At 39.4% G+C, this 25,219-nt stretch carries 22 protein-coding genes, 1 tRNA gene and 5 pseudogenes; 15 read left to right on the plus strand and 13 right to left on the minus strand.

Going from position 1 to position 25,219, the window contains the following annotated elements; all coding sequences use genetic code 11:
* The first annotated feature begins 281 nt into the window (after nucleotides 1-281).
* The 7 genes and pseudogenes from atpB (at nucleotide 282) to V8V91_RS18560 (ending at nucleotide 6,974) form a co-directional block, all read left to right on the plus strand.
* Entirely contained in the window at nucleotides 282-1,319 is a 1,038-nt protein-coding gene (atpB, locus tag V8V91_RS18530) for a F0F1 ATP synthase subunit A (protein WP_373396719.1), read from the plus strand.
* A gap of 38 nt (nucleotides 1,320-1,357) precedes the next feature.
* Entirely contained in the window at nucleotides 1,358-1,618 is a 261-nt protein-coding gene (gene atpE / locus V8V91_RS18535) for an ATP synthase F0 subunit C (RefSeq protein WP_074226718.1), read from the plus strand.
* A 73-nt stretch (nucleotides 1,619-1,691) separates the two neighbouring features.
* The gene (locus tag V8V91_RS18540) at nucleotides 1,692-2,186 is read left to right on the plus strand and encodes a F0F1 ATP synthase subunit B (protein ID WP_373396720.1); all 495 of its coding nucleotides are present in this window, start codon (nucleotides 1,692-1,694) and stop codon (nucleotides 2,184-2,186) included.
* A 9-nt stretch (nucleotides 2,187-2,195) separates the two neighbouring features.
* Nucleotides 2,196-2,758 (plus strand): annotated as a pseudogene (gene atpH / locus V8V91_RS18545) (ATP synthase F1 subunit delta).
* 33 nt (nucleotides 2,759-2,791) lie between these two features.
* A pseudogene (atpA, locus tag V8V91_RS18550) lies at nucleotides 2,792-4,365 on the plus strand (F0F1 ATP synthase subunit alpha).
* Nucleotides 4,366-4,433: 68 nt separating this feature from the next.
* Nucleotides 4,434-5,300, plus strand: a complete 867-nt coding sequence (atpG, locus tag V8V91_RS18555; RefSeq protein ID WP_373396721.1) for an ATP synthase F1 subunit gamma — start codon at nucleotides 4,434-4,436, stop codon at nucleotides 5,298-5,300.
* Between the two features lie 207 nt (nucleotides 5,301-5,507).
* Nucleotides 5,508-6,974, plus strand: coding sequence for an arylsulfatase (locus tag V8V91_RS18560; RefSeq protein ID WP_373396722.1), 1,467 nt, complete (start codon nucleotides 5,508-5,510; stop codon nucleotides 6,972-6,974).
* 260 nt (nucleotides 6,975-7,234) lie between these two features.
* On the opposite strand, the gene V8V91_RS18565 is transcribed toward V8V91_RS18560, so the two are convergent.
* A complete protein-coding gene (locus V8V91_RS18565) occupies nucleotides 7,235-7,870 on the minus strand; it encodes a GDSL-type esterase/lipase family protein (protein WP_373396723.1) in 636 nt (211 codons plus the stop codon).
* Between the two features lie 131 nt (nucleotides 7,871-8,001).
* Here V8V91_RS18565 and V8V91_RS18570 point away from each other — a divergent pair, with 131 nt between their 5' ends.
* Nucleotides 8,002-8,838 carry a hypothetical protein gene (locus V8V91_RS18570; RefSeq protein ID WP_373396724.1) on the plus strand — a complete coding sequence of 279 codons (837 nt, stop codon included), beginning with the start codon at nucleotides 8,002-8,004 and terminating at the stop codon, nucleotides 8,836-8,838.
* On the opposite strand, the gene V8V91_RS18575 is transcribed toward V8V91_RS18570, so the two are convergent.
* Nucleotides 8,839-10,197 carry an acyl-CoA dehydrogenase family protein gene (locus V8V91_RS18575; RefSeq protein ID WP_373396725.1) on the minus strand — a complete coding sequence of 453 codons (1,359 nt, stop codon included), beginning with the start codon at nucleotides 10,195-10,197 and terminating at the stop codon, nucleotides 8,839-8,841.
* Nucleotides 10,198-10,358: 161 nt separating this feature from the next.
* Here V8V91_RS18575 and V8V91_RS18580 point away from each other — a divergent pair, with 161 nt between their 5' ends.
* Nucleotides 10,359-10,664: a methyltransferase domain-containing protein gene (locus tag V8V91_RS18580; protein ID WP_373396726.1), complete on the plus strand. Its 306-nt coding sequence runs from the start codon at nucleotides 10,359-10,361 to the stop codon at nucleotides 10,662-10,664.
* A gap of 167 nt (nucleotides 10,665-10,831) precedes the next feature.
* Here V8V91_RS18580 and V8V91_RS18585 read toward each other — a convergent pair whose 3' ends face one another.
* From V8V91_RS18585 to V8V91_RS18630, 10 genes and pseudogenes are all read right to left on the minus strand, one after another.
* Nucleotides 10,832-11,722: an AraC family transcriptional regulator gene (locus V8V91_RS18585; protein WP_373396727.1), complete on the minus strand. Its 891-nt coding sequence runs from the start codon at nucleotides 11,720-11,722 to the stop codon at nucleotides 10,832-10,834.
* 36 nt (nucleotides 11,723-11,758) lie between these two features.
* Nucleotides 11,759-12,166, minus strand: coding sequence for a DUF983 domain-containing protein (locus V8V91_RS18590; protein WP_373396728.1), 408 nt, complete (start codon nucleotides 12,164-12,166; stop codon nucleotides 11,759-11,761).
* A gap of 95 nt (nucleotides 12,167-12,261) precedes the next feature.
* On the minus strand, nucleotides 12,262-12,507 hold the full coding sequence (locus V8V91_RS18595) for a hypothetical protein (protein ID WP_373396729.1): 246 nt from the start codon (nucleotides 12,505-12,507) through the stop codon (nucleotides 12,262-12,264).
* 11 nt (nucleotides 12,508-12,518) lie between these two features.
* Nucleotides 12,519-12,788, minus strand: a complete 270-nt coding sequence (locus tag V8V91_RS18600) for a hypothetical protein (RefSeq protein ID WP_373396730.1) — start codon at nucleotides 12,786-12,788, stop codon at nucleotides 12,519-12,521.
* Between the two features lie 214 nt (nucleotides 12,789-13,002).
* On the minus strand, nucleotides 13,003-13,542 hold the full coding sequence (locus tag V8V91_RS18605) for a neutral/alkaline non-lysosomal ceramidase N-terminal domain-containing protein (protein ID WP_373396731.1): 540 nt from the start codon (nucleotides 13,540-13,542) through the stop codon (nucleotides 13,003-13,005).
* Nucleotides 13,543-13,613: 71 nt separating this feature from the next.
* Nucleotides 13,614-14,777 (minus strand): annotated as a pseudogene (locus V8V91_RS18610) (AIR synthase related protein).
* Nucleotides 14,778-14,900: 123 nt separating this feature from the next.
* A pseudogene (locus V8V91_RS18615) lies at nucleotides 14,901-16,830 on the minus strand (OmpA family protein).
* A 144-nt stretch (nucleotides 16,831-16,974) separates the two neighbouring features.
* Nucleotides 16,975-17,337, minus strand: coding sequence for a hypothetical protein (locus V8V91_RS18620; RefSeq protein WP_373396732.1), 363 nt, complete (start codon nucleotides 17,335-17,337; stop codon nucleotides 16,975-16,977).
* A 99-nt stretch (nucleotides 17,338-17,436) separates the two neighbouring features.
* Nucleotides 17,437-18,228: a (Fe-S)-binding protein gene (locus V8V91_RS18625; protein ID WP_373396733.1), complete on the minus strand. Its 792-nt coding sequence runs from the start codon at nucleotides 18,226-18,228 to the stop codon at nucleotides 17,437-17,439.
* 66 nt (nucleotides 18,229-18,294) lie between these two features.
* Nucleotides 18,295-19,630, minus strand: a pseudogene (locus V8V91_RS18630) (4Fe-4S dicluster domain-containing protein).
* A 103-nt stretch (nucleotides 19,631-19,733) separates the two neighbouring features.
* Here V8V91_RS18630 and V8V91_RS18635 point away from each other — a divergent pair.
* The 6 genes from V8V91_RS18635 (at nucleotide 19,734) to V8V91_RS18660 (ending at nucleotide 23,154) form a co-directional block, all read left to right on the plus strand.
* Nucleotides 19,734-19,806 (plus strand) — tRNA-Phe (locus V8V91_RS18635).
* A gap of 269 nt (nucleotides 19,807-20,075) precedes the next feature.
* Complete coding sequence (locus V8V91_RS18640; protein WP_373396734.1) at nucleotides 20,076-20,567, plus strand: RNA polymerase sigma factor; 492 nt, start codon at nucleotides 20,076-20,078, stop codon at nucleotides 20,565-20,567.
* Entirely contained in the window at nucleotides 20,564-20,992 is a 429-nt protein-coding gene (locus tag V8V91_RS18645) for a hypothetical protein (protein ID WP_373396735.1), read from the plus strand. The genes V8V91_RS18640 and V8V91_RS18645 overlap by 4 nt, the downstream gene beginning before the upstream one ends.
* A 4-nt stretch (nucleotides 20,993-20,996) precedes the next feature.
* Nucleotides 20,997-21,536: a DUF4252 domain-containing protein gene (locus V8V91_RS18650; protein ID WP_373396736.1), complete on the plus strand. Its 540-nt coding sequence runs from the start codon at nucleotides 20,997-20,999 to the stop codon at nucleotides 21,534-21,536.
* A gap of 23 nt (nucleotides 21,537-21,559) precedes the next feature.
* Entirely contained in the window at nucleotides 21,560-22,042 is a 483-nt protein-coding gene (locus tag V8V91_RS18655) for a DUF4252 domain-containing protein (protein ID WP_373396737.1), read from the plus strand.
* Nucleotides 22,043-22,587: 545 nt separating this feature from the next.
* On the plus strand, nucleotides 22,588-23,154 hold the full coding sequence (locus V8V91_RS18660) for a hypothetical protein (protein ID WP_373396738.1): 567 nt from the start codon (nucleotides 22,588-22,590) through the stop codon (nucleotides 23,152-23,154).
* Between the two features lie 328 nt (nucleotides 23,155-23,482).
* Here the strand turns inward: V8V91_RS18660 and V8V91_RS18665 are convergent, their stop codons facing one another.
* A complete protein-coding gene (locus V8V91_RS18665; RefSeq protein ID WP_373396739.1) occupies nucleotides 23,483-25,219 on the minus strand; it encodes a M14 family metallopeptidase in 1,737 nt (578 codons plus the stop codon).

A 25,219-nucleotide genomic window follows, 5' to 3' on the forward strand; every position in this document is an offset into this window, starting at 1 on the left:
TTGTGTTTTGTCGCGATCATGTCTTATTTGATAGGATTTCTTAGCAATTTGTTATTGAAAAGTTCCCCTGAGAGCTTAATTCAAATAAAATTATTGGGTATGGTCCTCCGGATTATTGCCTCATTGGTGTACATCACTATAGTTGTGATGAGCGGTGCGGAGAATATTCTTTTGTTTATATCGAATTTTTTTATTCTTTTTTGTTCTTCCTAGTTTTTGATATCTATGCCTTTCTAGCTAACTTGCGCCCGATTTCAAAGTAGCCCTCAAAAAACGAGTTGATGACGCGCAAATTATTGGCACTAAGTCTTTTATTTTCAGCATTTTTGCTGACCCTGTCTGGCCCCTTAATGGCAGCTGGTTCCGAAACTGAAGAAGGTGGCGAAGATCCTACGGGCTTCATCATGCATCACATCAAGGATTCTCATGAATGGCATTTTGCAACTATAGGCCATACACATGTGACTCTTCCACTACCGGTAATTGTCTATTCTTCTGATCGTGGTTTAGAATTCTTTAAATCTTCGGATTTTCAGAATCATGAGACACACGTTTTTGGAGAAGAGTATGCCCATGAAGGATACTACATCGATTCACATGATCATGTAGGAAGAGTAGATGGTGCAAGTTTTATCGACTTTTCGATCACCAAAAACGTGGTAATGATGTTTTTGGTCATTGCGATCGTATTGTGGTTGGTGCTTTCAGCAGCAGCTCATTACAGAAAGCATGGTACTGCTGCTCCAAAAGGAGCTGCCTCTTTAGTAGAGCCGATTGTAGTATTTGTTCGTGATGAAATTGCGCACAAGTCTATCGGTCCTAAGTATAAAAAGTTTGTGCCTTACTTATTAACCTTATTCTTCTTTATATGGGTTGGTAACTTATTAGGATTACTTCCTGGTGCAGCAAACTTGACAGGTAATATTGCTGTCACAGCAACCTTGGCTGTTCTTACCTTTATACTGGTTAATATAAACGGAAATAAAGATTACTGGAAGCACGTATTTATGACACCGGGAGTTCCTCTTCCATTGTTATTGGTAATTGTGCCCGTAGAGATCATAGGTTTGTTTACCAAGCCATTTGCATTGATGGTTCGTCTTTTTGTGGCGATTACTGCAGGTCACATTGTGATCTTGGCTTTCATTGCATTGATTTTCATTTTCCAGTCTTATTCTATCGGGGTAGTAAGTACTTTGATGGTGACCTTTATTAACATGATTGAATTGTTGGTAGCAACTATTCAGGCTTATGTATTTACGCTGTTTACTGCGATGTACATTGGCTCTGCTGTTGCTGAGCATCATGACGATCATTAATTAGAAATTTCTTTGTTCAATTTATAAATCTAACTCTTATGTTAACTTCTATCTTGTTGACTGCTGGATTAGCTCTAATGGGAGCTGGTATCGGTGCAGGTATTGTTGCGATTGGCGCAGGCCTTGGTATCGGTAGAATCGGTGGTCAAGCTATGGAATCTATTGCTCGTCAGCCTGAGGCTGCTGGTAAGGTTCAAACTGCAATGTTGATTATTGCAGCCTTGATTGAAGTTGTTTCCCTGTTTGCAGTAGTAGTATGTCTACTTATTGCTTTGAATGCAGGTGGTATCGACTTCTAAGAACAAATGAATTGGGATCAGCTTCGTGCTGGTCCCTCTCTTTCTAGTAAAACAACGAAATTATATAAATAAAATGGATCTTATTTTACCTAGTTCCGGCCTTGTTTTTTGGCAATTGATTGGCTTTTTGGCCTTATTGTTCATCTTGATCAAGTTCGCTTGGAAGCCAATGCTTGCAGCTCTTGAAGAAAGAGAAACAAGCATTGACAATGCCTTGAAATCCGCTGAATTGGCAAGGACTGAAATGGCTAATTTGAAAGCGGAGAATGAAAAACTTCTTGCTGAAGCTAGATTGGAAAGAGATACTATTCTGAAAAAGGCTCATGAATCTTCTGCGAAGATGATAGAAGATGCAAAACAGGAGTCTTTAAAAGCGGGAGCTCAAATGATCGAAAACGCGAAAGCTGTTATCGAAACTGAGAAAAAAGCTGCTTTAGCAGATGTAAAAACTCAAGTGGCTACCTTGACCCTTGAAGTAACAGAGAAATTATTGAGAAAGAATTTGTCTGAAGACAAAGCTCAAAAAGAGCTTGTAGACGAATTTGTGAAAGATCTTAAGTTAAACTAACCCACCTCCATGTCAAATCATAGAGTAGCATCCCGCTATGCCAAATCTATTTTGGAGCTTTCCTTGGAAAAGGGATTGCTGGAGGAGGTTCATGCGGATTTTCAAAAATTAACGGCAATGGCCAAGAGCAATTATGATCTTGTGCTTTTGTTGAACAATCCGGTAATCAATTCAGAAAAGAAGCTGAACGTTTTAAAGGCTCTTTTCCCTGAAAAGTCCACTCAAAAAATGACTTCTACTTTTTTCGAGATCGTTTCTCGCAAAAACAGAGAAGAGATTTTAGTGGATGTGGCAAAGGAATTTGAGATTCAATACAACATTCATAAATCAATTCAGGTTGCTGAAGTAACCACTACTACTGCGATTAGCGATGAGCAAAGGGCAGCGTTTGTGGATGCAGTAAAACAAATCTCCGGCTTGACTGACGTGCAACTGGTAGAAAAATCAATCCAGACCTTATCGGTGGATTTATTTTGAAAGTAAATGACCGTCAGCTTGATGAATCTTTGAGTAGTAAATTGAGAGATTTGAGATCTCAGTTTATCCAAAATCATTACGAGAAACAGTATTAAAAACAAAAGCAAAAATCATAATCTTATCATATCATGGCAGAAGTAAGACCAGATGAAGTTTCAGCAATCTTGAGAGAACAGCTTTCAGGAGCAAGAACTCAAGCGGAACTTGAAGAAGTGGGTACCGTCCTTCAAGTAGGGGATGGTGTAGCACGTATCTATGGACTTTCTAAGGCTCAGGCTGGTGAATTGATCGAGTTCGACAATGGTCTGAAAGCAATGGTGCTTAACCTGGAAGAGGACAATGTAGGTGCCGTACTTTTTGGTGATTCCAAAGAAATTAAAGAAGGTGACACTGTAAAAAGAACCAAGAAAATTGCCTCTATTAAAGTAGGTGAAGGAATGCTTGGTCGTGTAGTGGATACCCTTGGTAACCCTATCGATGGTAAAGGACCAATTGCTGGAGAGTTGTATGACATGCCTTTGGAGCGTAAAGCACCAGGTGTAATCTACAGACAGCCGGTAACTGAACCTCTTCAAACAGGTATCAAATCTATCGATGCCATGATTCCAATCGGTAGAGGTCAAAGAGAATTAGTAATTGGTGACCGTCAGACAGGTAAAACTGCTGTGGTTATTGATGCGATTTTGAACCAAAAGAATTTTATGACAGAGGTGAAGCGGTATTCTGTATCTATGTAGCCATTGGTCAGAAAGCTTCTACTGTTGCGAACGTGGTAGCTGCTCTTGAAAAAGGCGGAGCGCTTCCTTATACGGTTGTTGTAGCAGCTCCTGCTTCGGATCCTGCTCCAATGCAATTCTTTGCTCCGTTTACGGGTGCTGCAATCGGAGAATTCTTCCGTGATACTGGACGTCCTGCTTTGGTGGTTTATGATGACTTGTCTAAGCAAGCTGTGGCATACCGTGAAGTATCTCTACTTTTGAGAAGACCTCCAGGACGTGAAGCATATCCAGGTGACGTATTCTACCTTCACTCAAGATTACTGGAAAGAGCTGCGAAAATCAATAAGTCTGATGCTATCGCTTCTCAAATGAACGATTTGCCAGATTCAATCAAGCCTTTGGTAAAAGGAGGAGGATCATTAACTGCACTTCCTATTATTGAGACTCAAGCTGGTGACGTTTCTGCATATATCCCAACTAACGTAATTTCTATTACAGATGGTCAGATCTTCTTGGAAACAAACTTGTTCAACTCTGGTATCCGTCCTGCAATTAACGTGGGTATCTCCGTATCTAGAGTAGGAGGTAATGCTCAGATCAAGTCTATGAAGAAGGTTTCTGGTACTTTGAAGTTGGATCAAGCTCAGTTCCGTGAATTGGAAGCATTTGCTAAGTTCGGTTCTGATCTAGATGCTACTACCAAAAGAACCATTGAGAGAGGTAGAAGAAACCAAGAGATCTTGAAGCAGCCTCAATACTCTCCAGTATCTGTAGCGCATCAAGTAGCAATTATCTATGCTTCTACAAGAGGATTAATGGATTCAGTGCCAGTAGAGAAGGCAAGAGCATTTGAAAAAGAATTCTACGTGCTTCTTGATGCTTCTTATCCTGAGGCTCTTGATTTGATCAAAAAAGGTGACATTGATGGTGCTGGTAAGATTCTTGCCAAAGCAGCATCTGAGTTGGCTCCTAAATACGCATAATTTTAATATTCAATATCCGGTAGGATGTACTCCTACCGGAATTTCTATAGCTTACAAAGCAATCACTGATGGCTAACCTTAAGGAAGTAAAGGAAAGAATTAACTCGGTAGTATCTACCCAGCAGATTACCAAAGCAATGAAAATGGTATCTGCGGCAAAGTTGAGAAGAGCGCAGGATAAAATTGTCCAAATGCGTCCTTATTCTCAAAAGTTAACGAATATCCTGAATAATGTTTCTGCAGCATCCGAGGGAGCTGCGGATATTATTTATGCCGAAAAGCGTGAGGTGAAAAAGGTACTTTTAATCCCTGTTACTTCAGATAAGGGACTTTGTGGTGCTTTTAATACCAATATCATCAAGGCGACCAATGCAGCTATTAAAGATCAATTTTCTGCATATGATGTGACCATCTTGCCTTTAGGTAAAAAGTCATATGAGTATTTCAAAAAGTCGAAATACCCAGTTATTTCAGATTATTACCAAGTCTTCCAAGACCTAAATTTTGAGAACGTTCGCCTAGCTGCTGAATATGCGATGGGCTCTTTCGTTGCAGGGGATTACGATCAGGTATACCTGGTATTCAATGAATTCAAGAATGTGGCTACTCAAATTGTAAGAACAGAACAGTTTTTACCGATGGCCAAAGAGGAGACTACTGAAGTGAAAACTTCTGAAGTGGATTATATCTTGGAACCTTCAAGAACTTACATCATTGAAGAGTTGGTGCCAACTTCCTTGAAAATCCAACTATATAAGGCAGTATTGGAAAGCAATGCTTCTGAGCATGGGGCAAGAATGACTGCCATGGATAAGGCGACAGAAAATGCAGGTGAGTTGCTGAAAGAACTTCGATTAATGTACAATAGAACCCGTCAAGCTGCGATTACCAATGAGATCCTTGAGATCGTTGCTGGTGCAGAAGCTTTAGGGTAATTATTAATTTCAATAGATCCAATCGTAACCACAGCTCGAAAGAGTTGTGGTTTTTTTGTTTATTAGTATTTTAATCATAACCCTGTACTATTTATCCTTATTTATGAAACCTCAGGAGTACCCCATTTTCTTTTTCATTCTATTTCTGGGACTTTTTCTTGTCAAAATCAAGAAGAGGTTGCTTCACTTTCGAAACCTAATATCATTGTGATATTATCGGATGATTTGGGCTATGGAGATATAGGGGCCTTCAATCCTGAGAGTAAGATTCCTACTCCGCATATTGATCAACTAGCAAAAGAGGGTATGATTTTTACAGATGCCCATACTCCTTCAGCAGTATGTACTCCTACTCGATATGGCTTTATGACCGGAAGGTATAATTGGAGAAGTAGACTGAAAAGCGGAGTGCTTACCGGGAAATCGAAAGCTTTAATTCCAGACGATCGAACTACGATTGCGGATGTACTCCATGATAAAGGATATCAAACGGCATTCATTGGTAAATGGCATTTAGGTTGGGACTGGGCTTTGACTGCAGGTGACTCTCTTAGTGGTGAAGGTTGGGATGCCAATGATTTTGAACAGTTGGATTTTAGTAAAGCGGTAACGCACACTCCAAATGATTTAGGTTTTGACTATGCTTATGGACATTCCGGCTCCTTGGATATGGCTCCTTATGTGTATGTTGAAAATGGAATGCCTACTGCTATACCGGATACCGTGACAGTTGATACAGGAGAATATTCATGGTGGAGGGAAGGCCCGACTTCTCCGGATTTTGTTCACGAAGAAGTGACCCCAAATTTCTTTGATCGTTCCATAGAATACATTCAATCACATGCGAATCAAGAAGAACCATTTTTCCTTTATTTGGCATTGCCTTCTCCTCATACTCCTATATTACCTCCTCAAGAATGGCAGGGTAAAAGTGGATTATTGCCGTTTGGGGACTTTATGATGATGATTGATGACTATGTGGGAAAATTGAATCAAGCCATCAAGGATGCAGGAATTGAGGAGAATACCTTAGTAATCTTTACCAGTGACAATGGAGGCTCACCAGCGGCAGGTATCGATAAAATGCAAGCCATGGGACATTACTCTAGCTATATCTACCGTGGACATAAAGCAGATATTTTTGAGGGAGGTCATCGAGTTCCTTTTATCGCAAAATGGCCAAAGAAAATACAAAATGGGACCTCACGGGATGAAACCATTTGTCTCACAGATATCATGGCTACTAGTGCTGATATTGTTGGCTATTCTTTAAAAGATAATGAAGGGGAAGATAGTTACAGTCTTTTGGAGTTGTTTGATGTGGGCAAGGAGGTGAGTTCCTTTAGAGAAGCCACAGTGCACCATTCTATCAATGGAAGTTTTGCGATCCGACAAGGGGATTGGAAGTTGATCATGGCAAAAGGTTCTGGAGGCTGGTGCTTTCCTAAACCAGGTGACCCCGCTGAATCAGAACTCCCAGATGTTCAGCTATACAATTTGAAATCAGATCCGGCAGAATCTCAAAACCTTTATGCAGAAAATCCTGAGAAAGTTGCTGCTATGAAATCGCTCTTGATTAAATACATCAAGGAGGGAAGAAGTACACCAGGCGCTGTACAGCAAAATGATCCCATCGAGAGCGAGTGGAAGCAGATTAGTTTTATAGAGGAATGATTTAAATAGCCCACGGTTTAAACCGTGGGCTAAAATATTGCATCGTTACAAAGAATGGCTTTAGCTATTTTTGACACAATGGTATGTGCCTTAGAGAGGGGATAAAAGTCATTTCGACCAGAGGAAGAAATCTATTTTAACCTCAAAGTAAAATGAAAGTTCCTGAAGACAGGAACTTGGGAAGAGAATGAAGTGAGACTATTCGTTTTCTAATTCTCGAGATTGCCTCTCCCGATTCTCGGGATCGCAATGACGTGGAATTACAACCGAATCGCTCGCGAAATTACTTCAGCCATAATCCCCAACCCTTCTACATTTGGGTGAACACCATCTGGTAGCAATTCAGCTTTGTCCATCAAGGGAGTATATAAGTCTACTAGTTCTGCATTAGCTGCTTGCGCAATATCTACAATCATCATTCTTTGCTCATTGTTCATCACGGAAGCCGTGATTCCAAAATTGTCTTTCGTTACCGGAACAGGCATGATTACATATACTTTCCCATCTACTGGCATGGTCTTTCTGAACTCGGCAATCATATCGAGGTAATCTTGTCTAAATTCACTCGCATATTGCCAGTTTTGGGGCTTAGAATCATTGGTTCCCAGCATAATCACCAATATATCCGGAGCAAAATCTTTGACTTCCTGAAATTGTGGTTCATTCCAATAAGGGTAATCACCTTTCCGAAGCAAAGTTCGACCGCTGACTCCAAAGTTTCCAACTTCGTAGCCATCTCCGAGAATTTCCTGCATTTGTAATGGCCAGCTATCGGGGTTGTCTCTGCCTGGACCTTGCGTAATACTGTTACCGACACAAGCGACTTTTAGAGTGGATTGAGCAAATGAAAAGCTACAAATCAGTGCAAAGGTTAAAATCAAATAGGTTTTTTTCATGAGTTAGGGTTTTGTCAATTTTTATAGGTTAATCAGTTCCAATTCTTTTAAGAGTCTGAATGTACTTTGGGAAAAGAAAAATTTAAAATAAGCATTATCTGTCAAATCCGAATGCGTGGGTATCTTTAAGCGTGAATTCAATAAAAGAATTATACCAAAGGCTTACTTGGCTTTCATTGGATGTGGTTTTTGCAATGGGAGGAATGCTCTTTTTCTCAAGGCTATTGAGAGTTCAGTTGCATTGGACCATTTATGCATTGCTAGGAATGGCAGTTTGGGCAATTTATACATTTGACCATTTGATGGATGCAAGAGTACATCCTACTGGGTCGAAAATGGATCGCCATGGGTTTCATCAGAAGCATGGTTTAGCGCTTTGGTTTTTCTTGGTTGTTGTGGTGTTGATGGGGCTATATGGAGCCTACGTAGTCTTTGGAATTGGAAAAGAGCTTTTCGCTGGTGGAATTTTAGGTGTAATTATCCTATTGGTCATGCTGGCCATTCGGGGTTTGCCTCCTAGGTTTCATTGGTTGAAAGAGTTGAATACAGCAATTTTCTACGTCATAGGAATAGCCTTGATTCCCTTTCTCCGGTTTTCATTTTTGGATTGGACTTGGGAAACTGGAATCATCACATCAGGGTACATCGCCTTAGCATACCTCAATTTAATCATGCTTTCTTTCTTGGATGCAGGGAAAGATCAAGCCTCAGGTTATGGATCATTGATCAGTGTGTTGTCCAAAGATCAATTAAATCAGGTAATCCGAATTTTATGCATAGCGATTATAGTCGTTTTTTTTGGTGGAATCATTTTTCTTCCATCTTTTTATAAAGTGTTTTCCAGCCTCATTTTGATCATGGGCTTGATCCACTACCTTACATTTTTTAACCCAAAGCTTAGCTCTACGCAAATTAGATATAGAATGGAGGCAACCTTCTTTCTTCCCTGGATACTTTTGGTTTGGTAATTAGACAAACGCACTGTGCCCAGTAATCGCACGGCCAACGATCAAAGAGTTGATTTCTTTGGTTCCTTCATAGCTGTAGACAGCTTCTGCGTCTGCAACAAATCGAGCAATATCATGTTGCAGCAATATACCATTGCCACCAAATAACTCTCTGGCATGATCCACAATAGATCGCATTCTTAAAGTACAGAAGACTTTGGCCAAGGAGGCATGTTCATCTTTCAATAGGTCGGTGTCTTGCATTTCAGATAATCGGAAGACCATGGTTTGCATAGCCGTTAAATCCCCTAACATAGTTACCAATATGTCTTGAACCAGTTGGAAAGAAGCGATAGGTCTACCAAACTGTTTACGTTCATTGGTATAGGCTAAGGCTAACTCATAAGCGCCTCTTGCGCAACCTACAGCTTGCCAAGCTACTCCTGCCCTGGTCATGCGAAGTACTTTGGAAGTATCTCTAAAAGAGTTGGCTTCTTGTAAACGATCTGATTCTGGTACTTCACAATTAGTCATCGTGATCAATGCATTTTGCACAGTTCGCAGCGCCATCTTGTCTTCTAATTTCTCAGCTACAAACCCAGGGTTGTCTTTTCTTACAATAAAGCCTTTGACTTGTTGATCATCTAGATCCCTTGCCCAAATTATCGTAATGTCGGAAAAAGTCGCATTTCCAATCCATTTTTTTTGCCCATTCAAAACCCAAACATCACCTTCCCTTTTGCAGGTGGTGGTAAGTCCCCCTGCAACCCCGGACCCCACTTCTGGTTCAGTTAGCCCAAAAGCTCCGATTTTTTCCAATTTTTGCATGGAAGGAAGCCATTCTTTCTTTTGTTCTTCAGACCCACATAAATAAATAGATCCCATAGCCAAGCCGCTTTGTACCCCGAAAAAGGTAGACATAGAGGTGTCGACTCTTGCCATTTCCATTGCAATAAATCCCTCCAAAAGGGCAGAATGCCCTGGGCATCCGTAACCTTGGTAGGTTAATCCTGCGATATCAAGTTCAGCCATTTTTGGGATAATATGCATGGGGAATTCAGCACGATTCCAATAGTGATTTGCAATGGGTTTGATTTCTCTCTCCATAAACTCCCTAACTCTCAATTGGATTTCCCGTTCATGATGAGGCAAACTTTTCCCTAGCTCATAAAAATCACCGTTAATAGGAGGGATTACTTTAGGTTTACTTCCTCCTTTGAGCATTCCCATCATTTTGGAGAGGTCTTCCTCACTCATTTTTGAGACAAGGTTTACCATTTTGGGTAAGTCAACTTTCTGGGAAAGTTTTGATATTTGGTCAAGGTCAACATTAGACAGGATTTGACGGAGGCCTGAAATGGATTTAAATATATTTTTCATAAAAAATTATTTTGGGTTTTCACTAAGTTACATTTTTAACAGATGAAAGACAGTTACGGTTTTATAGCAACTTACTACAATCGATTAGCCAAATTAGTTTTTGGCAATCAGCTGGCCCTAGCTAAACGTTCTTTTATCTCAGATTTAAGAAAAAAAAGGTCTTGATTATTGGAGGTGGGGATGGGAAAGATTATCAGGTTTATCAAGAAGGCTTACAGGGAGATTATTGGGAGCTTTCGAAAGCTATGCTTGAATTGGCAAAGAAAAACCTTCCTAAAAGCTCATTAAACTTTCAATGGGGGTATTTTAAGCAGGTAGAAGATCAGACCTATGATGAAATCTGGCTTCATTTTGTCTTGGACACAATGCTTGATTCAGAAATCATGGATTTGTTGGATCAATTGAAGAAATCATTGGTCCCAAAAGGCAGTATTTTTTTTGTGGATTTTTTCAACCCACCTCCTTAAAAAACAAAGTGCTGCAATTTTTTATGATTTCCTTTTTCAGGATTATGGCTCAACATAAAAGGAAAAATATTCCTGACTATGAGGAGCTTTTCAAACGATGTTTATGGGAAAAAGAAGAAGAACAGATCTTTTTAAAAGGTTGGATAAAAGCCCAATTATGGAAAAAATCAGATGGATGAGGATTGTTGAAGTAGTCTGAATTTTTCAGGAGTATAGCAAGTCTTCTTTTTGAATAGCCTACTGAAATAGCTTGGATCTTCAAATAGTAATTTGAATGCAATTTCTGAGATGCTTAAATCTGAATGTACCAGCAACCGTTTGGATTCTAGAATGACCCGTTCCATTAAGAGTTGTGAAATAGGTTTTCCTGTCTTTTTCTGGGTGAGTAAGTTCAGTTGCTTTAAACTCATGTTCATTTGAGAGGCGTAAAAGTTTACATCTCTTTGCACAGAAAAAGCTTCCTCTATGATTTTCTCCAGCTTTTGGAATTGATCGAGATAAGGTGTTTGACTTTTAAGCTGTGGATTTTGATCTAAATAATATCGATAAGAAATGGTCAGAAGGATATTAGTATAGCTTTTTAAAAAATCCATGCTTGACCAATTGGGATGAACAATCTCTTCTTCAACTTTTTCAAAGTTGGAAGCCAGTTGATTGAATTGAGCACTTTCTAAATTCAGCACCGGGATACTTAGATTTGAATTGAAAAAAGTAAAGTTGTTAAGCTTTGCTAGACTAAATATCGAGGTGTAAAATGATTGACTAAAAAAGAGAATATGTCCTTTGGTATCTGGGGAAAGGGTCCAAGAATGAACTTGTCCGGGGGCAAGGAAGAACATGGATTTGGGGGTCACCAGGTAGGATTTAAAATCGATTATATGAGTCCCATTTCCATGGCTAAACAAAACGAGGATATAAAAATCGTGTTTGTGAGGTTTTTGGATAAATAAATGAGTCTGTAAATGTTTTTCTAGTCTTGAATAATAATACTCTTGGGGATCAATAGAAACTTTTTCAAAATCTGGGATTTGATACGTGGGAAGTATGGATTTAGGCATATTTGAATTTCTCAAATAATTTACCGAAAACCTACACTACGCTGCAGACTGGTCTCTTGATGGTTCTGATTTCTGTTTAAAAGGAATAAATATAGCTATCCAAATGGATCTGCTTAACCGGAATATGATGGGCAAGGCAAGAATTGCAGCCAAACTGATGGTGATCAAAAGCATGGTCAAAGAATAGTCTGGATAGAAGGTTTTCAAAAGTATCCAGACTGTAATGAAAAGGGCAGTGTTAAATGCATAACTAATGAACATTGCCCCAAAATAAAAACCTGGTTCCGGCTCAAAAGATTGATGACAATTTTCACATCTCTTATTCATCCTAAAAAGGCTTGAGGGTTTAGATATTTTTCCTTTCTCAAACATTTTTCCATGGTGACATTTTGGGCAGTTACAGCTCAAAATGCTTTTCAAAGTAGAGTCTTTGTACCCGTCCATTATTGATTACGTTTAAACAAAAGTAAAACCCTATTGGCTTTAGGCAGCAGGACATTTATTCCAATTTATAGGACAAAGGGGGAAATTCTACTCTTTTATTGGCCCACTTTATTGATGATGTTCCTAATCAAATCATCATAGTATTTCCCATTACCAGGTCCGTACCAGTTCATTTCTCTTACTTCATGAAACTTCCGATCATAGTATTTATCAGGAGTAATGTATCCCATATAGCCACCATTGAATGTGGTAATCATTAGGTTTAAGCCATATTCTTTTGCTTGCTTTTCCCACTCAGCAAAGAATACTCCTGAAATCTCTCCGCTAGAGGCAATGATCAAGGTATTTCCTATTAAGGTGATGTCGAAATGGACATTCGTTTCCCCAACAAATAATCAAAAAGCCATGGCCTAATCCTCAGATTGTCCGAGACTCTGAGGTGAGGATCCCTTAAGGCAATAGGTAAAATACCTGTTTCAATTCGGTGTGTATGAATCGTGGAGTAATAGGTCATTTTGATCTGCATCACAGAATCCAATTGATGGGCATATTCCTGTACCTTTTCTGGACTGTTCCCCGATGCCAGAGGACGGTGACTTCCCACAGTGCCAGCAGCAAACATGGCAAAATCAAACCCCTTTTTTCCAGATCCTTCATTAAGTAATAGGGATAATCTCCTGATAATCCCATGAATTTGGAACTCAGAATAGTTGCATGTGCGGAATAGGTGAAAAATGTGGCTTTTTCTCCGCTCTTCTTGGTAAAGATTAGCTGTCTTATGGAAGACTCAATCGGATCTTCTTTGACGAAACGATTGGCTACAAACCCCGATGCATCTACTTTTTATATTGAATGGTAGTGCTGTCCTGAGTCGCGAGTGCTTGGTTTAAAGCCGTCAAGGTTTTGTTGACAATCAGCTCTACAGTTTCCTCTTGGTATCCTCCAAAGGCTATTTCTCCTAAAGGGCCAGGCATATACCCTCCCATTCCTGCATGGGTATGGGTAGCTGTAAAAACCACCTGATCAATGGGCAGGCTTTGTTTGCGGATCTCTGATTGAATTTCCTTTGCCAGCTGAGGGTGAACAATCAATAATTCATAGTTTAACCAAGCAACGGTTGTTTCACCATTACTAAGAGCTAAAGCTTTTACAAAACTGCTGTCTTGAACAAATTCGTAATTCCCTCTAGGGGCATATCCTACAAGCTCAACGGGTTCATCCGGTGTCATATTGGATTTGCCCCAACCAGCTAGCCAAACTGAAGTTTCGGAGCCCTGTAGTTGGAGCTGCTCTAAATCCGCAATCGTTTCTTTATAAAATTCCTGTTCCTCGATTGGAGATCTATCCACTCTCGTCAAGGTGGATATGGCTACCAAAAAACAAAAAGGAAAATCCCAAAAAGGATTTTCCCTAAGTTATACGCCAGCTTTTTAATTGCCATTATTGATTAATATTCAAAGACTCCGTAAGGGCTTTTTATGGTGACTTTTTTTCCCCCTCATGTGGCTCCACTCTACCAATGATTTGAGCATCTACCCCATAAGATTCTGCGATATCAATGATTTCCTCTGCATATCGTTCATCCAGATAGACTTCCATTCTATGTCCCATATTGAATACTTTGTACATTTCTTTCCAATCTGTACCACTTTCTTCTTGGATGATATTGAATAGGGGGAGTTTCAAATAGATTATCCTTGATGACATGTACATCTTCTACAAAATGCAACACTTTGGTTTGTGCCCCTCCGCTACAATGTACCAAACCATGGATTCTGGATCTCATATAATTTAATACATCTACCATGATTGGAGCATAAGTTCGGGTAGGAGAAAGCACCAACTTTCCAATATTTACTGGAGAGCCTGGAGCTGCATCTGTCAAATTGTATTTTCCTGAATACACCAAGTCTTCAGGGACAGAAGGGTCAAAGCTTTCAGGATATTTGGTTTTTAATACTTTATTGAAAACATCATGTCTTGCAGAGGTCAGTCCATTGCTACCCATTCCTCCATTGTAAGAGCTCTCATATTTAGCCTGACCATAAGAGGCTAATCCTACAATTACGTCTCCTGCTTGAATGGTATCGTTAGAAATCACTTCGTCTCTTCGCATTCTACAGGTGACCGTGCTATCTACAATGATGGTTCTGACCAAATCCCCTACGTCTGCTGTTTCTCCACCTGTAAGTACCGCATTGACTCCATTGTCTCTGAGCATCTGAAGTACTTCTTCAGTGCCTTCGATGATGGCGGAAATTACTTCACCGGGAACGAGGTTTTTATTTCTTCCAATGGTAGAGGAAACCAAAATATTATTGATCGCACCTACACATAGCAAATCATCTGTGTTCATGATGATCGCGTCTTGAGCAATTCCTTTCCAAACGCTCAAATCCCCAGTTTCTTTCCAATAAGAATAGGCTAAGGATGACTTGGTGCCTGCTCCATCAGCATGCATGATGTTGCAGTAGGCTGGATCGTTTCCAAGGGTGTCTTCCACGATCTTACAAAAGGCTTTTGGATAGAGACCCTTGTCAAGTTTTGAAATGGCCTGATGTACATCTTCTTTGGAGGCGGAAACTCCGCGCTGCATGTATCGCTCGTTCATAGCTGCAAAGTTAAGTATTCCCTATCAATTCGGGAGTAAGTTTAGGAAAACTTGAAAAGAGAAAAGTGGTCAGAATTGGGTTTGTATTCCAACTTGACCACTTTTATCATTTTTCCATGGTATTTACTCTATAATTTCTATGACCTTGAATTCAGTTCTTCTGTTTACCTGATGCTCTTCTTCAGTAGTTGCATTTTGGATGATCAACTGACTTTCACCGTATCCCTTCGCCACTAATCTATCCCTACTGATACCTTGAGATACCAAGTAATCAACTGCTGATTGAGCTCTTCGCTGGGACAAGTCTAGGTTATATTCGTCAGATGATCGATCATCCGTATGGGAACTCAATTCTATTTTTATCGATGGATTATCTTTCAGGATTTGAACCAATTTATCCAATTCAACCGCAGCATCTGGGCGGATATCTGCTTTGTCTAGGTCATAATAGATGTTTTCTAACACGATGGACTTCTCTAAGATCAACTGATCTAAAACAATCGTCGTGTCTAGGGTGATATTGGTTACTTCCTGAATTAAGTCTTCGGGATTAGGAGTTTTTCCCACTGTGGTATAGGGTATTGACTTGGAGAAATAACCGGTTTTAGAGGCTATGATTGTGAAATCTGCATTAGGCTCTAAGGTGAATCTCACACGGCCATTTGAATTGGAAAAATCCCCTCCGGACTGCTCATTATTATCATCATATAGAACTACACGTGCTTGTTCCAGCACTGCATCTGGTTCACCTGCAACTCGTTGCTTGGTGTATACATTAAGTAACACATTGACAATTTTTGGTTTTGGAGTCTTGTCTTCAAAGAAGTAAATATCATCGTCTCCAACTCCACCTTCACGATTTGAAGAGATAAAACCTTCTTTCGGGTAATTGGTAAAGAAAATCCCAAAATCATCTGCTGGAGAATTAAAGTTTTCTCCCAGGTTTTTGATTACTTGATTTCCTGAAGCATCTTTTTCAGCTACGAATAAATCCAGTTTACCATATCCAGGATGACCATCTGATGAAAAGAAGAATTTACCATCCGCAGTGAGCCTTGGAAACATTTCATTTCGGGGGTATTTACATTTGGGCCTAAATTGACCGGATTCCCAAAATCACCATTTGCTAGTTTTGTCGCTTTATACAGGTCAATGCCTCCATATCCTCCTGGTCTATTGGATGCAAAATATAGTTCCTCTCCATCTGGGCTAAAAGCGGGGGTGGAATTCCACCAAAACTCGTCTTCATTAACTGGCATCCAAATGGGCTGAGTAAATCCAGATCCTCTGAAATAGGAGGCAAAGAGCGCTGTTTCAGGAAGGTCTTTAGGAGAGGTAGAATTCCCTCTGGCGTAAATGATGGTGTTTCCGTCAGGACTGATAGCTATGGCAGCCTGATTTAACCCCTCTTCATTTTGGAATTCGGTAAAGTCTGGATGTTTCCCACATCTACTCTCAATCCCTCAGCTCTTGTTCTAAACAGTTTGGTATAAGGAGATCCATCCGCAGGATAAATTCCTGATGCTCTTCGTCCAGAAGTGAAATAAATGAAATTTTCATTGGTCACAGGCGCATAATCTGCTCCAGGGGTATTCAATTCATTGTAATTGACGAGCACATAATTCGGGAAATATTCCTCAATCCCATTTGCTAAGTTAATCGCTTCAATTTGCCTCTGGGTCTCTGCTAGTAAACTTTCATCTTGGGTAAACCCTTTTGCCTTTTCAAACGCTTCTATGGCCTCCTCATCTTTTTCTTGTGCTTTTAAACTTTGGCCAAGACGGAAAAGAAGGTCAAATGAAGGATCTTCTTCTACCAGTTTTTCATAATAAGGCCCTGCGTCCTCAATCCTATTTGAAAGTCTGAAACTTTCGGCCACTGCCAAATTAGCCTCTTGATTATCAGGATCCGACTCCAAAATCTGGGAATAAGAGTTGATGGCATATTGGTATTGACCGGAAAGGAACTGATCATTGGCTTTTTCTTGAAGGCTTTTACAAGCGTTCAAGCTCATTAAGAGAATAAAGGTGATCCACAAAAAATGGTTTTTCATCTGAAAGGGCTATTGATGATCTATCTAAGCTGAATATTACTAATTAATTTGGGAAAAATTTGTTTAACCAACTAGACTTTGCGGGAATCCATAGCTGATTTAAATGTGATTTTTCCTTTATCAATGGGTTTATTACCTCCGTATCTACGGAGATTTCCCCGCAAGGACTTTTTGTTTGATTCCCAGAGCCGGGGAAACTTTAATTGTTTGGTCATTTTTGTAACTCACTTTTCCCTGATTGGTCAGGTCAATTCCCAAGGAAGCTTCCAATTCACGAAGCACTCGGACTGAACTATCAATCGAACAACCACTTGCTCCTAAATTGCTTTCGTCCACTGCCAGCAGGATGATCTGGTTTTCAATCAAATCAAAAGAAGTAGGCATCAGGTTTCCATGGGTATTCCAGCCTTCACAAAAGGCAGTTAGCCTACTTTTTAATTGAGATGCTTCCTGTTCATTTAAAGTCCGCTCAGCCTGATATACCCAAACTCTTGAATTCTCAGGCATTTTATTAAAATCAACGTACATAATTCAAATTTATTTAGGCAAAGAAAAACCCTTTCTACCTAACGGCAAAAAGGGTCAAATTGATTCAATCTGATTCAATCATATTCCCATTTCCCTAGCGATCATCTCCGCAAGGTCATAGACTTTTACTTCTTCTTCTTTCTCTTTGTTCTTTACGCCATCTGTCATCATGGTTAAACAAAAAGGGCAACCTACTGCAATGGCCTGGGCTCCAGTAGCCAATGCTTCTTCCGTTCTTTCCACATTAATGTCTTTTTTGCCAAGTTCTGGCTCTTTAAACATCTGAGCTCCTCCAGCTCCACAACAAAGTCCTTTAGTTTTACAACGCTTCATTTCTACCAGTTCCACGTCCAACGCTTTAATCACTTCTCTTGGAGCTTCGTAAACATTGTTGGCTCTGCCTAGGTAACAGGAATCATGGAACGTGATCTTTTTGCCTTTGAATTCTCCTCCTCCTTTTAAAGTCACTTTGCCCTCGTTTATCAGTTGCTGAAGAAATTGGGAATGGTGAATTACTTCGTAGTTGCCTCCCAGGGCAGGGTATTCATTTTTAATAGTATTAAAGCAATGAGGGCAAGCGGTCACTACCTTTTTTACTTCATAACCATTTAAGACCTGAATGTTTGCTACTGCTTGCATTTGGAATAAAAATTCATTTCCAGCTCTTCTTGCAGGATCTCCTGTGCAAGCCTCTTCTGGTCCCAAAACGGCAAAACTCACTCCTACTTTATTCAATATTTTAACAAAAGCCTGAGTTACGGCCTTGTATCGCTCATCAAAAGAACCGGCACAACCTACCCAGAACAATACTTCTGGAGTTTCGCCTTTTCCGGCCATTTCGGCCATGGTTGGTACTTGATAGGTAGACATATATTTTAATGTATTTTTTGCTAAAAATGGAACCTGGAGACTTTATTCAAGTTCCGTTATCTGAAATCACTTCATTTCTTCTTCTTTCACTTTCTCTGCCCAGTTGAATCGATCGGAAGGACTGAATTTCCAGGGGGAAAAACTGGTTTCCATGTTCTGGAACATCGCATTCCATTGTGCTGGGGATCCAGATTCTTCCATGGCCACATATCTTCTCATTTGAAGAATGATGGAAAGTGGATCAATATTCACTGGACATGCTTCCACACAAGCATTACAGCTGGTACAGGCATTGATTTCTTCTTGGCTGATATAATCCCCCAATAAGGACTTTCCGTCTTCTAATCCCTTGCCCCCGGTATCTAGGCTTTTTCCAACCTCTTCTGCCCGATCCCTTACATCCATCATAATTTTTCTTGGGGAGAGCTTTTTGCCAGTCAAATTTGCTGGACACTCAGAAGTACAACGTCCGCATTCTGTACAGGAATAAGCATTCAACACGTTGATCCAAGAAAGGTCATTGATGTCTTTCGCTCCAAACCTGGCGATTTCGGCAGGCGGGTCAGAAGGAGTTTCTGAAGGAATTCCCAAACATCATATTCACTTCATTGGTGACTTCAGGCATATTGCTCATTTCACCTTTTGGTTTCAAATTGGAGTACCAGGTGTTGGGGAAGGCTAAGAATATATGAAGGTGCTTCGAATAAGTGACATAAACGGCAAAAGCCAAAATTCCAACAATGTGAAACCACCATGCAAATCGTTCTATGAAAATCAAAGTGGCATCGTCCATGGTTTCGAATAGCGGTTGGATGATGCCACTGAATGCCAAGCCTCCTAATGCCAAATAATGCGATTCTCCACGATCAGCTAAAATTTGATCTGTGGCATTCATGGTCAGGATTGCCAGCATCAAAATAATTTCGATTACTAGGATTAAATTTCCGTCTAAGGCTGGCCAACCTTTCATTTCAGGTTTTGTAAAGCGTTCCACTTTCAGGATGTTTCTTCGAATCAAGAATACGATACAAGAGAAGAGAACTGCTACGGCTAGGAATTCAAAGAAATTCATCGCAGCTACGTAAAAGCTTCCCAAGAATGGGGCAAATAGCCTATGGGTTCCTAAAATTCCATCCAAGACAAATTCCAAAACTTCCAGATTGATAATGATAAATCCAACATAAACGAATAAATGGAGGATGGCAGGGATAAATCGTTTAAACATCTTCTGCTGGCCAAATGCAACCAGTAACATGGTCTTCCATCGTACTTCTGGTTGATCATTTCTAGTTTCACTTTTGCCTAAAAGAATGTTTCTCCGAAGGAATTTCACCCTTTTGCTCAGGAACCATGCAGCGGCTCCAAAAATTATCAAAAATATTACTTGAGGTAAAAAGCTCATATTGATGAGTTTAGCGATTTTCTTCTATTTAAACCTATATTTTTTTCTTCAAATGATTTGGAACAAAAACTCAAATACCTACCTTTGCATCACTTTACAAGAAGGTGATGTAGCTCAGTTGGTAGAGCATCGGACTGAAAATCCGTGAGTCGGTGGTTCGAATCCACTCATCACCACAGGCCCTGTCGAAAGACGGGGCTTTTTTTATGCCAATTTTTGTGTTTTCGATTCTCATTTCCATTCATTTTTAACTAATGCAAAGTAATAAATACTCTGCATGCATACTAAATTTCTCTAAAAATTAAATTAGAGAAATAGACTCGACTTAAAGAAAGATGGATAGATATGTTGCTATAAGTCTCATGAAATCATTAATTTCTAAATATTTTAAATTTTTTTTCACCAAAAGTGTAACATTTCAAGTTTTGATGCATCACCTAACAAAATGAAGTCATTTTTTGAAACACATATCTGGCCAAAGAGATCGAAACTCTACCGATTGGTTTACCTCTGGATTAGAGATAGGGCTTTGGCTGAGGATATGATTCAAAATGTATTCGAAAAATCTTTTCAAAAGGAAGAGGAATTGACAAACCATCCAAATCTATCTGGATGGTTAGTGAAAAGTTTGAAAAATGAGGTGCTGATGTATTACAGAACGTCCAATAAACTGGAGTCATTGGATGGTTTGGAGGAAATACAAACTTCTGAGGCTGTCGATGAGGAGGCTAAAGAATCTGTGAGAAAAGTGATGATTTTAGTAAAGGATCTTCCTTTGAAACAACAGGAGATTTTCCAGTTGAGAGAAGTGGAGGGAATGAGTTATGAGGAGATTTCAGATTACCTGGATATCAGTTTGGAACAGGTAAAGGTCAATCTACATAGAGCAAGAACGAAGATTAGAGAGCGCATGATATCATTAAAGGAAAGAGGATGAAAGATCGTATAGAATATTTGCTAGGAAAATATTGGGAGGGAGACACTACTCTTGAGGATGAGAAAGAATTAAAACTACTTCTGGGAAGTCAATCTGAATTTGAAAGGGAGAAGGAATACTTTGGGATGGTCGAGGATTATGGAAAAGAAGAGCCTAAAAATCTATTTATCCCAAAGGCAAAAGTGAGAAAGTTAAACTCCCGCTGGTTGAGTTGGGCCGCTTCAGTAGTCATTTTCACAGCTTCTTTTGTAGGGTGGAGAGCTTACGAACAAAAGCAGCAAGAGGAACAAGCATATCAAGAAGTGATGCAGGCCTTTGCATTGATTCAAACCAATATGGCCAAAGGGCAGGAACAGCTTGAGGTCATGAACGAAATAAAATACTTGAATACCACAAACCAACTATTTGGTACAGTTAAAAAATAGAACCATGAAAAAAATTCTGATAATTCCGATTCTACTCTTGTCTTTGGTATTCAAAGCCCAGGCTCAAGACGACGCGATTCAAAAGTTCTTTTCCAATTATATGGAAGATGACAGGTTTTCCCGTGTATACATTTCTCCTAAAATGATGCAGATGGCTGGAGGATTTTTAAAGAACAATTCCGACAATGATCAGGATGCAGAAGATTTAGGCACCCTGATTCAAAAAGTGAAGGGAATCCGGATTTTGAGTTCAGAGGAGGTCAATGGGCAGACACTATATAATGAGGCCATGAGTACTTTGACCAAAAATAAATACGAGGAACTAATGGATGTGCAGGATAAAGGCTCCAGTCTCAAGTTTATGGTAAGGGAAGAGGGTGGCTTGGTTCGGGAATTATTGATGTTGTCCGGTGATAAGGGAGGTCAATTCACTTTACTCTCTATGCTGGGAGCTTTTACCTATGAGGATTTAAATATGCTAGCAGAAAAAACCGACATCCCTGGAATGGACTCTTATAATAAAGGGTCTAAAGAAAATAATTAATAGAAAACTAAACCTTATTACACATGAAAAGAATTATTTTAACCTTAATGCTGATAGGATCAGTAATGGCTGTTCAAGCCCAAAGTAAAAGCGTAAAGGCCCTTTATGAAAAATATAAAGGAGATGAAGACTTTTTCCACCTGGAGTTAGGAGGCAATTTTATGAACTTCGCAGAAGGCTTTAAAATAGATATGGACAAAAATGATATGGCGACGGTAGCCAAATCTGTGGAGAAATTAAACTTTTTCACCCTTCCAGATAATATTGATCAGGATCGGGCAGAATTCAAAGCTCTCCAAAAAGGTCTTGAAAGAGAACGCTATGAATTGTTGATGGAAGCTTCCGAAGGAAAAGGTGGAGTATTGGTCTATTCAAAAGGGAATAAGACGATTTCTGATCTAGTCGTTTTAGTAGGCGGAGATGAAGGTGATTTAATGGTGGTGGAGCTAAAGGGAGAATTTGATTCAGAGACGGTGGCAAGAGCTACCAGTAAAGGAATACATTAATAGTATTTAAGTATGATCTAAGGAGAGCTGTCGTGAAAATGACGGCTCTTTTTTTGTAAAGGAATTATGGGGAGGAATATTGTGGAATTTAAGTCTAAAAATTTATCCGGAATATCAGAATTTTGTTCATAAAGCTTTAGTTTTTAAGTGTTTCAAAACTTTTTTAAATTTTTTTTTACCAAATAACTATTTTTTTCTGAGGAAAATTGAAATTCATGTCATTACATCATTTTGTAAAATAAATAAAAAAATACATAAAATTCTGTTGAAGTGACAAAATTCGAAATGAAACGAGTTTCGCAATCGATAGCGAAAGAAAAATGTATTATCGTTAACAAATAGTTATAATTCTTAAGGAATCATTAATGAAAAGTATTTTTTGTTGAAACATTTGCAAAACAGATTCCGTTAGCTACCTTTGTAGAGTAAACAATGTCCGGACAAGATCTAGACGACCCTGTAACCCCAAAATATCCCCCCTAGATGAAACGGCCATCCAGAGGTTACACATAAGAATTTAAAAACCTATTAAACCAATTATTAATATGAAAAAATTATTCTCTTTGCTTTTTGCTGCGGGGATCGCAACAGGAGCATTTGCAACTGATCAAGACAAAGTTGTCAACATCAGACAAACTGAAGCTAAAAAGGTAGCAGTAACTTATGCTGCTGTACCACAAGGTACTGTGATTGTTAAAATTACTGATTCTCAAGATAGATTGGTAATGAGAGACAAAATCAACAAAGAAGAAGCTTTCGCTAAAAGATATGACTTGAATGCTCTTCCTGAAGGAACTTATGAAGTTGAGGTATTGGATGAATCTGGTGTAATAAGAACTGCATCTTTCGATACATTCGTAGCTGAAACTCCAGAAGTATTCTCTAGAGTAACTAAAATGGGTGAAAACAAGTACAGATTATTGGTAAGTAACCTTGAAGCAAAAGAAGTGTCTGTTTCTATTTTCGATGGTGATCAATTGATCCACTCTGAAAGAATCGACAATCCTCAAGGTCTTCACAAGATTTTTGATATCGCTAAACCAAATGGAAACATCACTTTCAAAGTTTCTACTGATGGCGGTTTCGAATCTTACGTAACAAGCCGTTATTAATTAACCAGCTATTATTTATCGAATCCCGTTCTTGAAAAGGAACGGGATTTTTTTGTTAGAGGCAAAGAAGTCTATTAAGACGAATCCGTATGCTATTCCCAGTAATATCCTATGGAAATAGAATGCTCTTATCCTTAGGGCTTATTAGAAATTGTTTTAAGACAAAGTACAAATTCGCTTACCATAGATAGTTTTCTTCCAAAAGGTCTCAATTATGAAGGCTTGCACCTAATCAACAAACATTTCAATGGAGCGAATTCTGAATTATAAAGTGCAAAAAAAAAAAGCTCTGAGACGAATCTCAGAGCTTTTTTTGATTTCTAGTGAATTACTTCTTCCAGCTTACTTTTCCTCCTTTTGCAGAGTCAACAGTAATAGCGTAATTAGATCCTGAAGAAACAATCCACTTAACTTTTACTGCAGTCATTCCTGGGATATTTGCTACTTCAATCTTTTCAGGATTTCTTTTTTGTTCACTGAATTTCTTGAAGTCCTCATCTTCTACTACAAAGCCGGCCACTACTTTTGCTCCGGAAATACTCACATAATCTGGTCTCTCGATTTTATACTTTAAATCCTGACTAGCATGGGTCGGCATCAATCTTTCATTGAAGATGGTTGCTGTGATGGATTTTAATCCTCCTCCTAAGTCTTCTTCCTTCACTTCCATAATCGAAAGTTTTGGCGTATGATAGGCATGATAAATAGTGAAAGCCGCATTTCTATGAGCATCTTGCTCCAATAAGAAGCCTGGATGTGCTCTTCCAAATGTCTTTTTGAACCCACCTATTTCCACAGTGCCGAATTGAGGATGCTCATATTCATGCCACATCACAAATGCATCCCCCATGGTCAGCAATTGATCTACTTCAAACATTTCGTCTTGATTTCCTCTTCCAGAACCTTCTTTATGGAAATACAAATAGGAAGTCATTAATTCATTAGAATAGGTGAATACTCCTCTTGTCCCATAAAACCAGTCCAATTCTCCTCCAAAAACTGAATAGAGGTCTTTATAGACAGTCAAATAACGGTAACCAGGAATCATTTCCTCTCCTTTGGAAGCGATGGCATCATAAATGCGGATATCATCTCTGTTGTATGTACTGACATCTTCCTCCGCGCCTGGGCCTCTTAAAATCATCCCCCCACTGTTGTGAAAGCTTTGAGCACCGGCAATGTTGGGGTGCTTCATCACAAACTCCATGATATTTCTGTTTTCAGGCAAGGAAAATGGATATCTCAAAGCCCCTCTTTGAATATAGTCTGGCTGCCAATTCCATCCCCAATCTCTATTTGGGTCATAATACCCAACTCCGTCATCATTGACTCTTCCATCACCATCACCATCTGTGCCTTCCTGTCCTAGGATTTCATATTCACCGACTTTATCAGCACCAACCATGATCAGTTTTCTTGGATCTTGGGGATCTTTGATATATCTGCCAGTAGGTGATTTTCGTATCATCATCGTAATATGTCCATCCCCATCTAAGTCATCCATCCCATCTTCACCTTTGAATCCGTCCCCGTCATTATCCAAAACCATCATTCCAGATCTTGGAGAATTGGCGGTGTTAGGCTGATTGAAGAAATCGTTTCTTGCATCAGGATTGATAGTTGGGGTGATGTAAAAGGTTTTGTCCTTTAATAGTTGTTGGATGAATTCATTATCTGCATGCATTTCGGTCAAATACCAAGCAGCGTACAAAGCAAATTCCCCACCCTGAATTTCATTGGAGTGAATGTTTCCATCGATCCACATACCTGGCTTGTCTGTATCAGGACCCGTGGAGAAATCAGTGATGGTTAAAGTCATCATATCTCTACCTTCGTAGGATTTTCCGATGGATTCTAACTTTGCGATATCGGGATGGGCTGCTGCAATTTTTTTCATATTGTCCACAAGCCCTTCGTAGGTGTAATAACGATTAAATGCTATTTCAACTTTTGGCATGTAAGGAGTACCCACTGCTTGGAAGAATTTTTCCTGAGCATTGGCGTCGATAGTAGTTAGACTCAAAGCACTAAAAGCCAGCCCAACGATTAATTTTGTTGTTTTCAT

The organism is Algoriphagus halophilus (assembly GCF_041729275.1).
Lineage (GTDB): Bacteria > Bacteroidota > Bacteroidia > Cytophagales > Cyclobacteriaceae > Algoriphagus > Algoriphagus halophilus_A.

Bases quoted from the DNA above. Each gene is read 5' to 3' on its own strand.
- atpE (WP_074226718.1), top strand. From the start codon at position 1,358: ATGTTAACTTCTATCTTGTTGACTGCTGGATTAGCTCTAATGGGAGCT.
- V8V91_RS18665 (WP_373396739.1), bottom strand. From the start codon at position 25,219: ATGAAAACAACAAAATTAATCGTTGGGCTGGCTTTTAGTGCTTTGAGT.
- V8V91_RS18600 (WP_373396730.1), bottom strand. From the start codon at position 12,788: ATGTTTGCTGCTGGCACTGTGGGAAGTCACCGTCCTCTGGCATCGGGG.
- V8V91_RS18650 (WP_373396736.1), top strand. From the start codon at position 20,997: ATGAAAAAAATTCTGATAATTCCGATTCTACTCTTGTCTTTGGTATTC.
- V8V91_RS18625 (WP_373396733.1), bottom strand. From the start codon at position 18,228: ATGTCTACCTATCAAGTACCAACCATGGCCGAAATGGCCGGAAAAGGC.
- V8V91_RS18585 (WP_373396727.1), bottom strand. From the start codon at position 11,722: ATGCCTAAATCCATACTTCCCACGTATCAAATCCCAGATTTTGAAAAA.
- V8V91_RS18640 (WP_373396734.1), top strand. From the start codon at position 20,076: ATGAAGTCATTTTTTGAAACACATATCTGGCCAAAGAGATCGAAACTC.
- V8V91_RS18620 (WP_373396732.1), bottom strand. From the start codon at position 17,337: ATGCCTGAGAATTCAAGAGTTTGGGTATATCAGGCTGAGCGGACTTTA.
- V8V91_RS18660 (WP_373396738.1), top strand. From the start codon at position 22,588: ATGAAAAAATTATTCTCTTTGCTTTTTGCTGCGGGGATCGCAACAGGA.
- V8V91_RS18540 (WP_373396720.1), top strand. From the start codon at position 1,692: ATGGATCTTATTTTACCTAGTTCCGGCCTTGTTTTTTGGCAATTGATT.
- atpG (WP_373396721.1), top strand. From the start codon at position 4,434: ATGGCTAACCTTAAGGAAGTAAAGGAAAGAATTAACTCGGTAGTATCT.
- V8V91_RS18575 (WP_373396725.1), bottom strand. From the start codon at position 10,197: ATGAAAAATATATTTAAATCCATTTCAGGCCTCCGTCAAATCCTGTCT.
- V8V91_RS18565 (WP_373396723.1), bottom strand. From the start codon at position 7,870: ATGAAAAAAACCTATTTGATTTTAACCTTTGCACTGATTTGTAGCTTT.
- V8V91_RS18590 (WP_373396728.1), bottom strand. From the start codon at position 12,166: ATGGACGGGTACAAAGACTCTACTTTGAAAAGCATTTTGAGCTGTAAC.
- V8V91_RS18655 (WP_373396737.1), top strand. From the start codon at position 21,560: ATGAAAAGAATTATTTTAACCTTAATGCTGATAGGATCAGTAATGGCT.
- atpB (WP_373396719.1), top strand. From the start codon at position 282: ATGACGCGCAAATTATTGGCACTAAGTCTTTTATTTTCAGCATTTTTG.
- V8V91_RS18645 (WP_373396735.1), top strand. From the start codon at position 20,564: ATGAAAGATCGTATAGAATATTTGCTAGGAAAATATTGGGAGGGAGAC.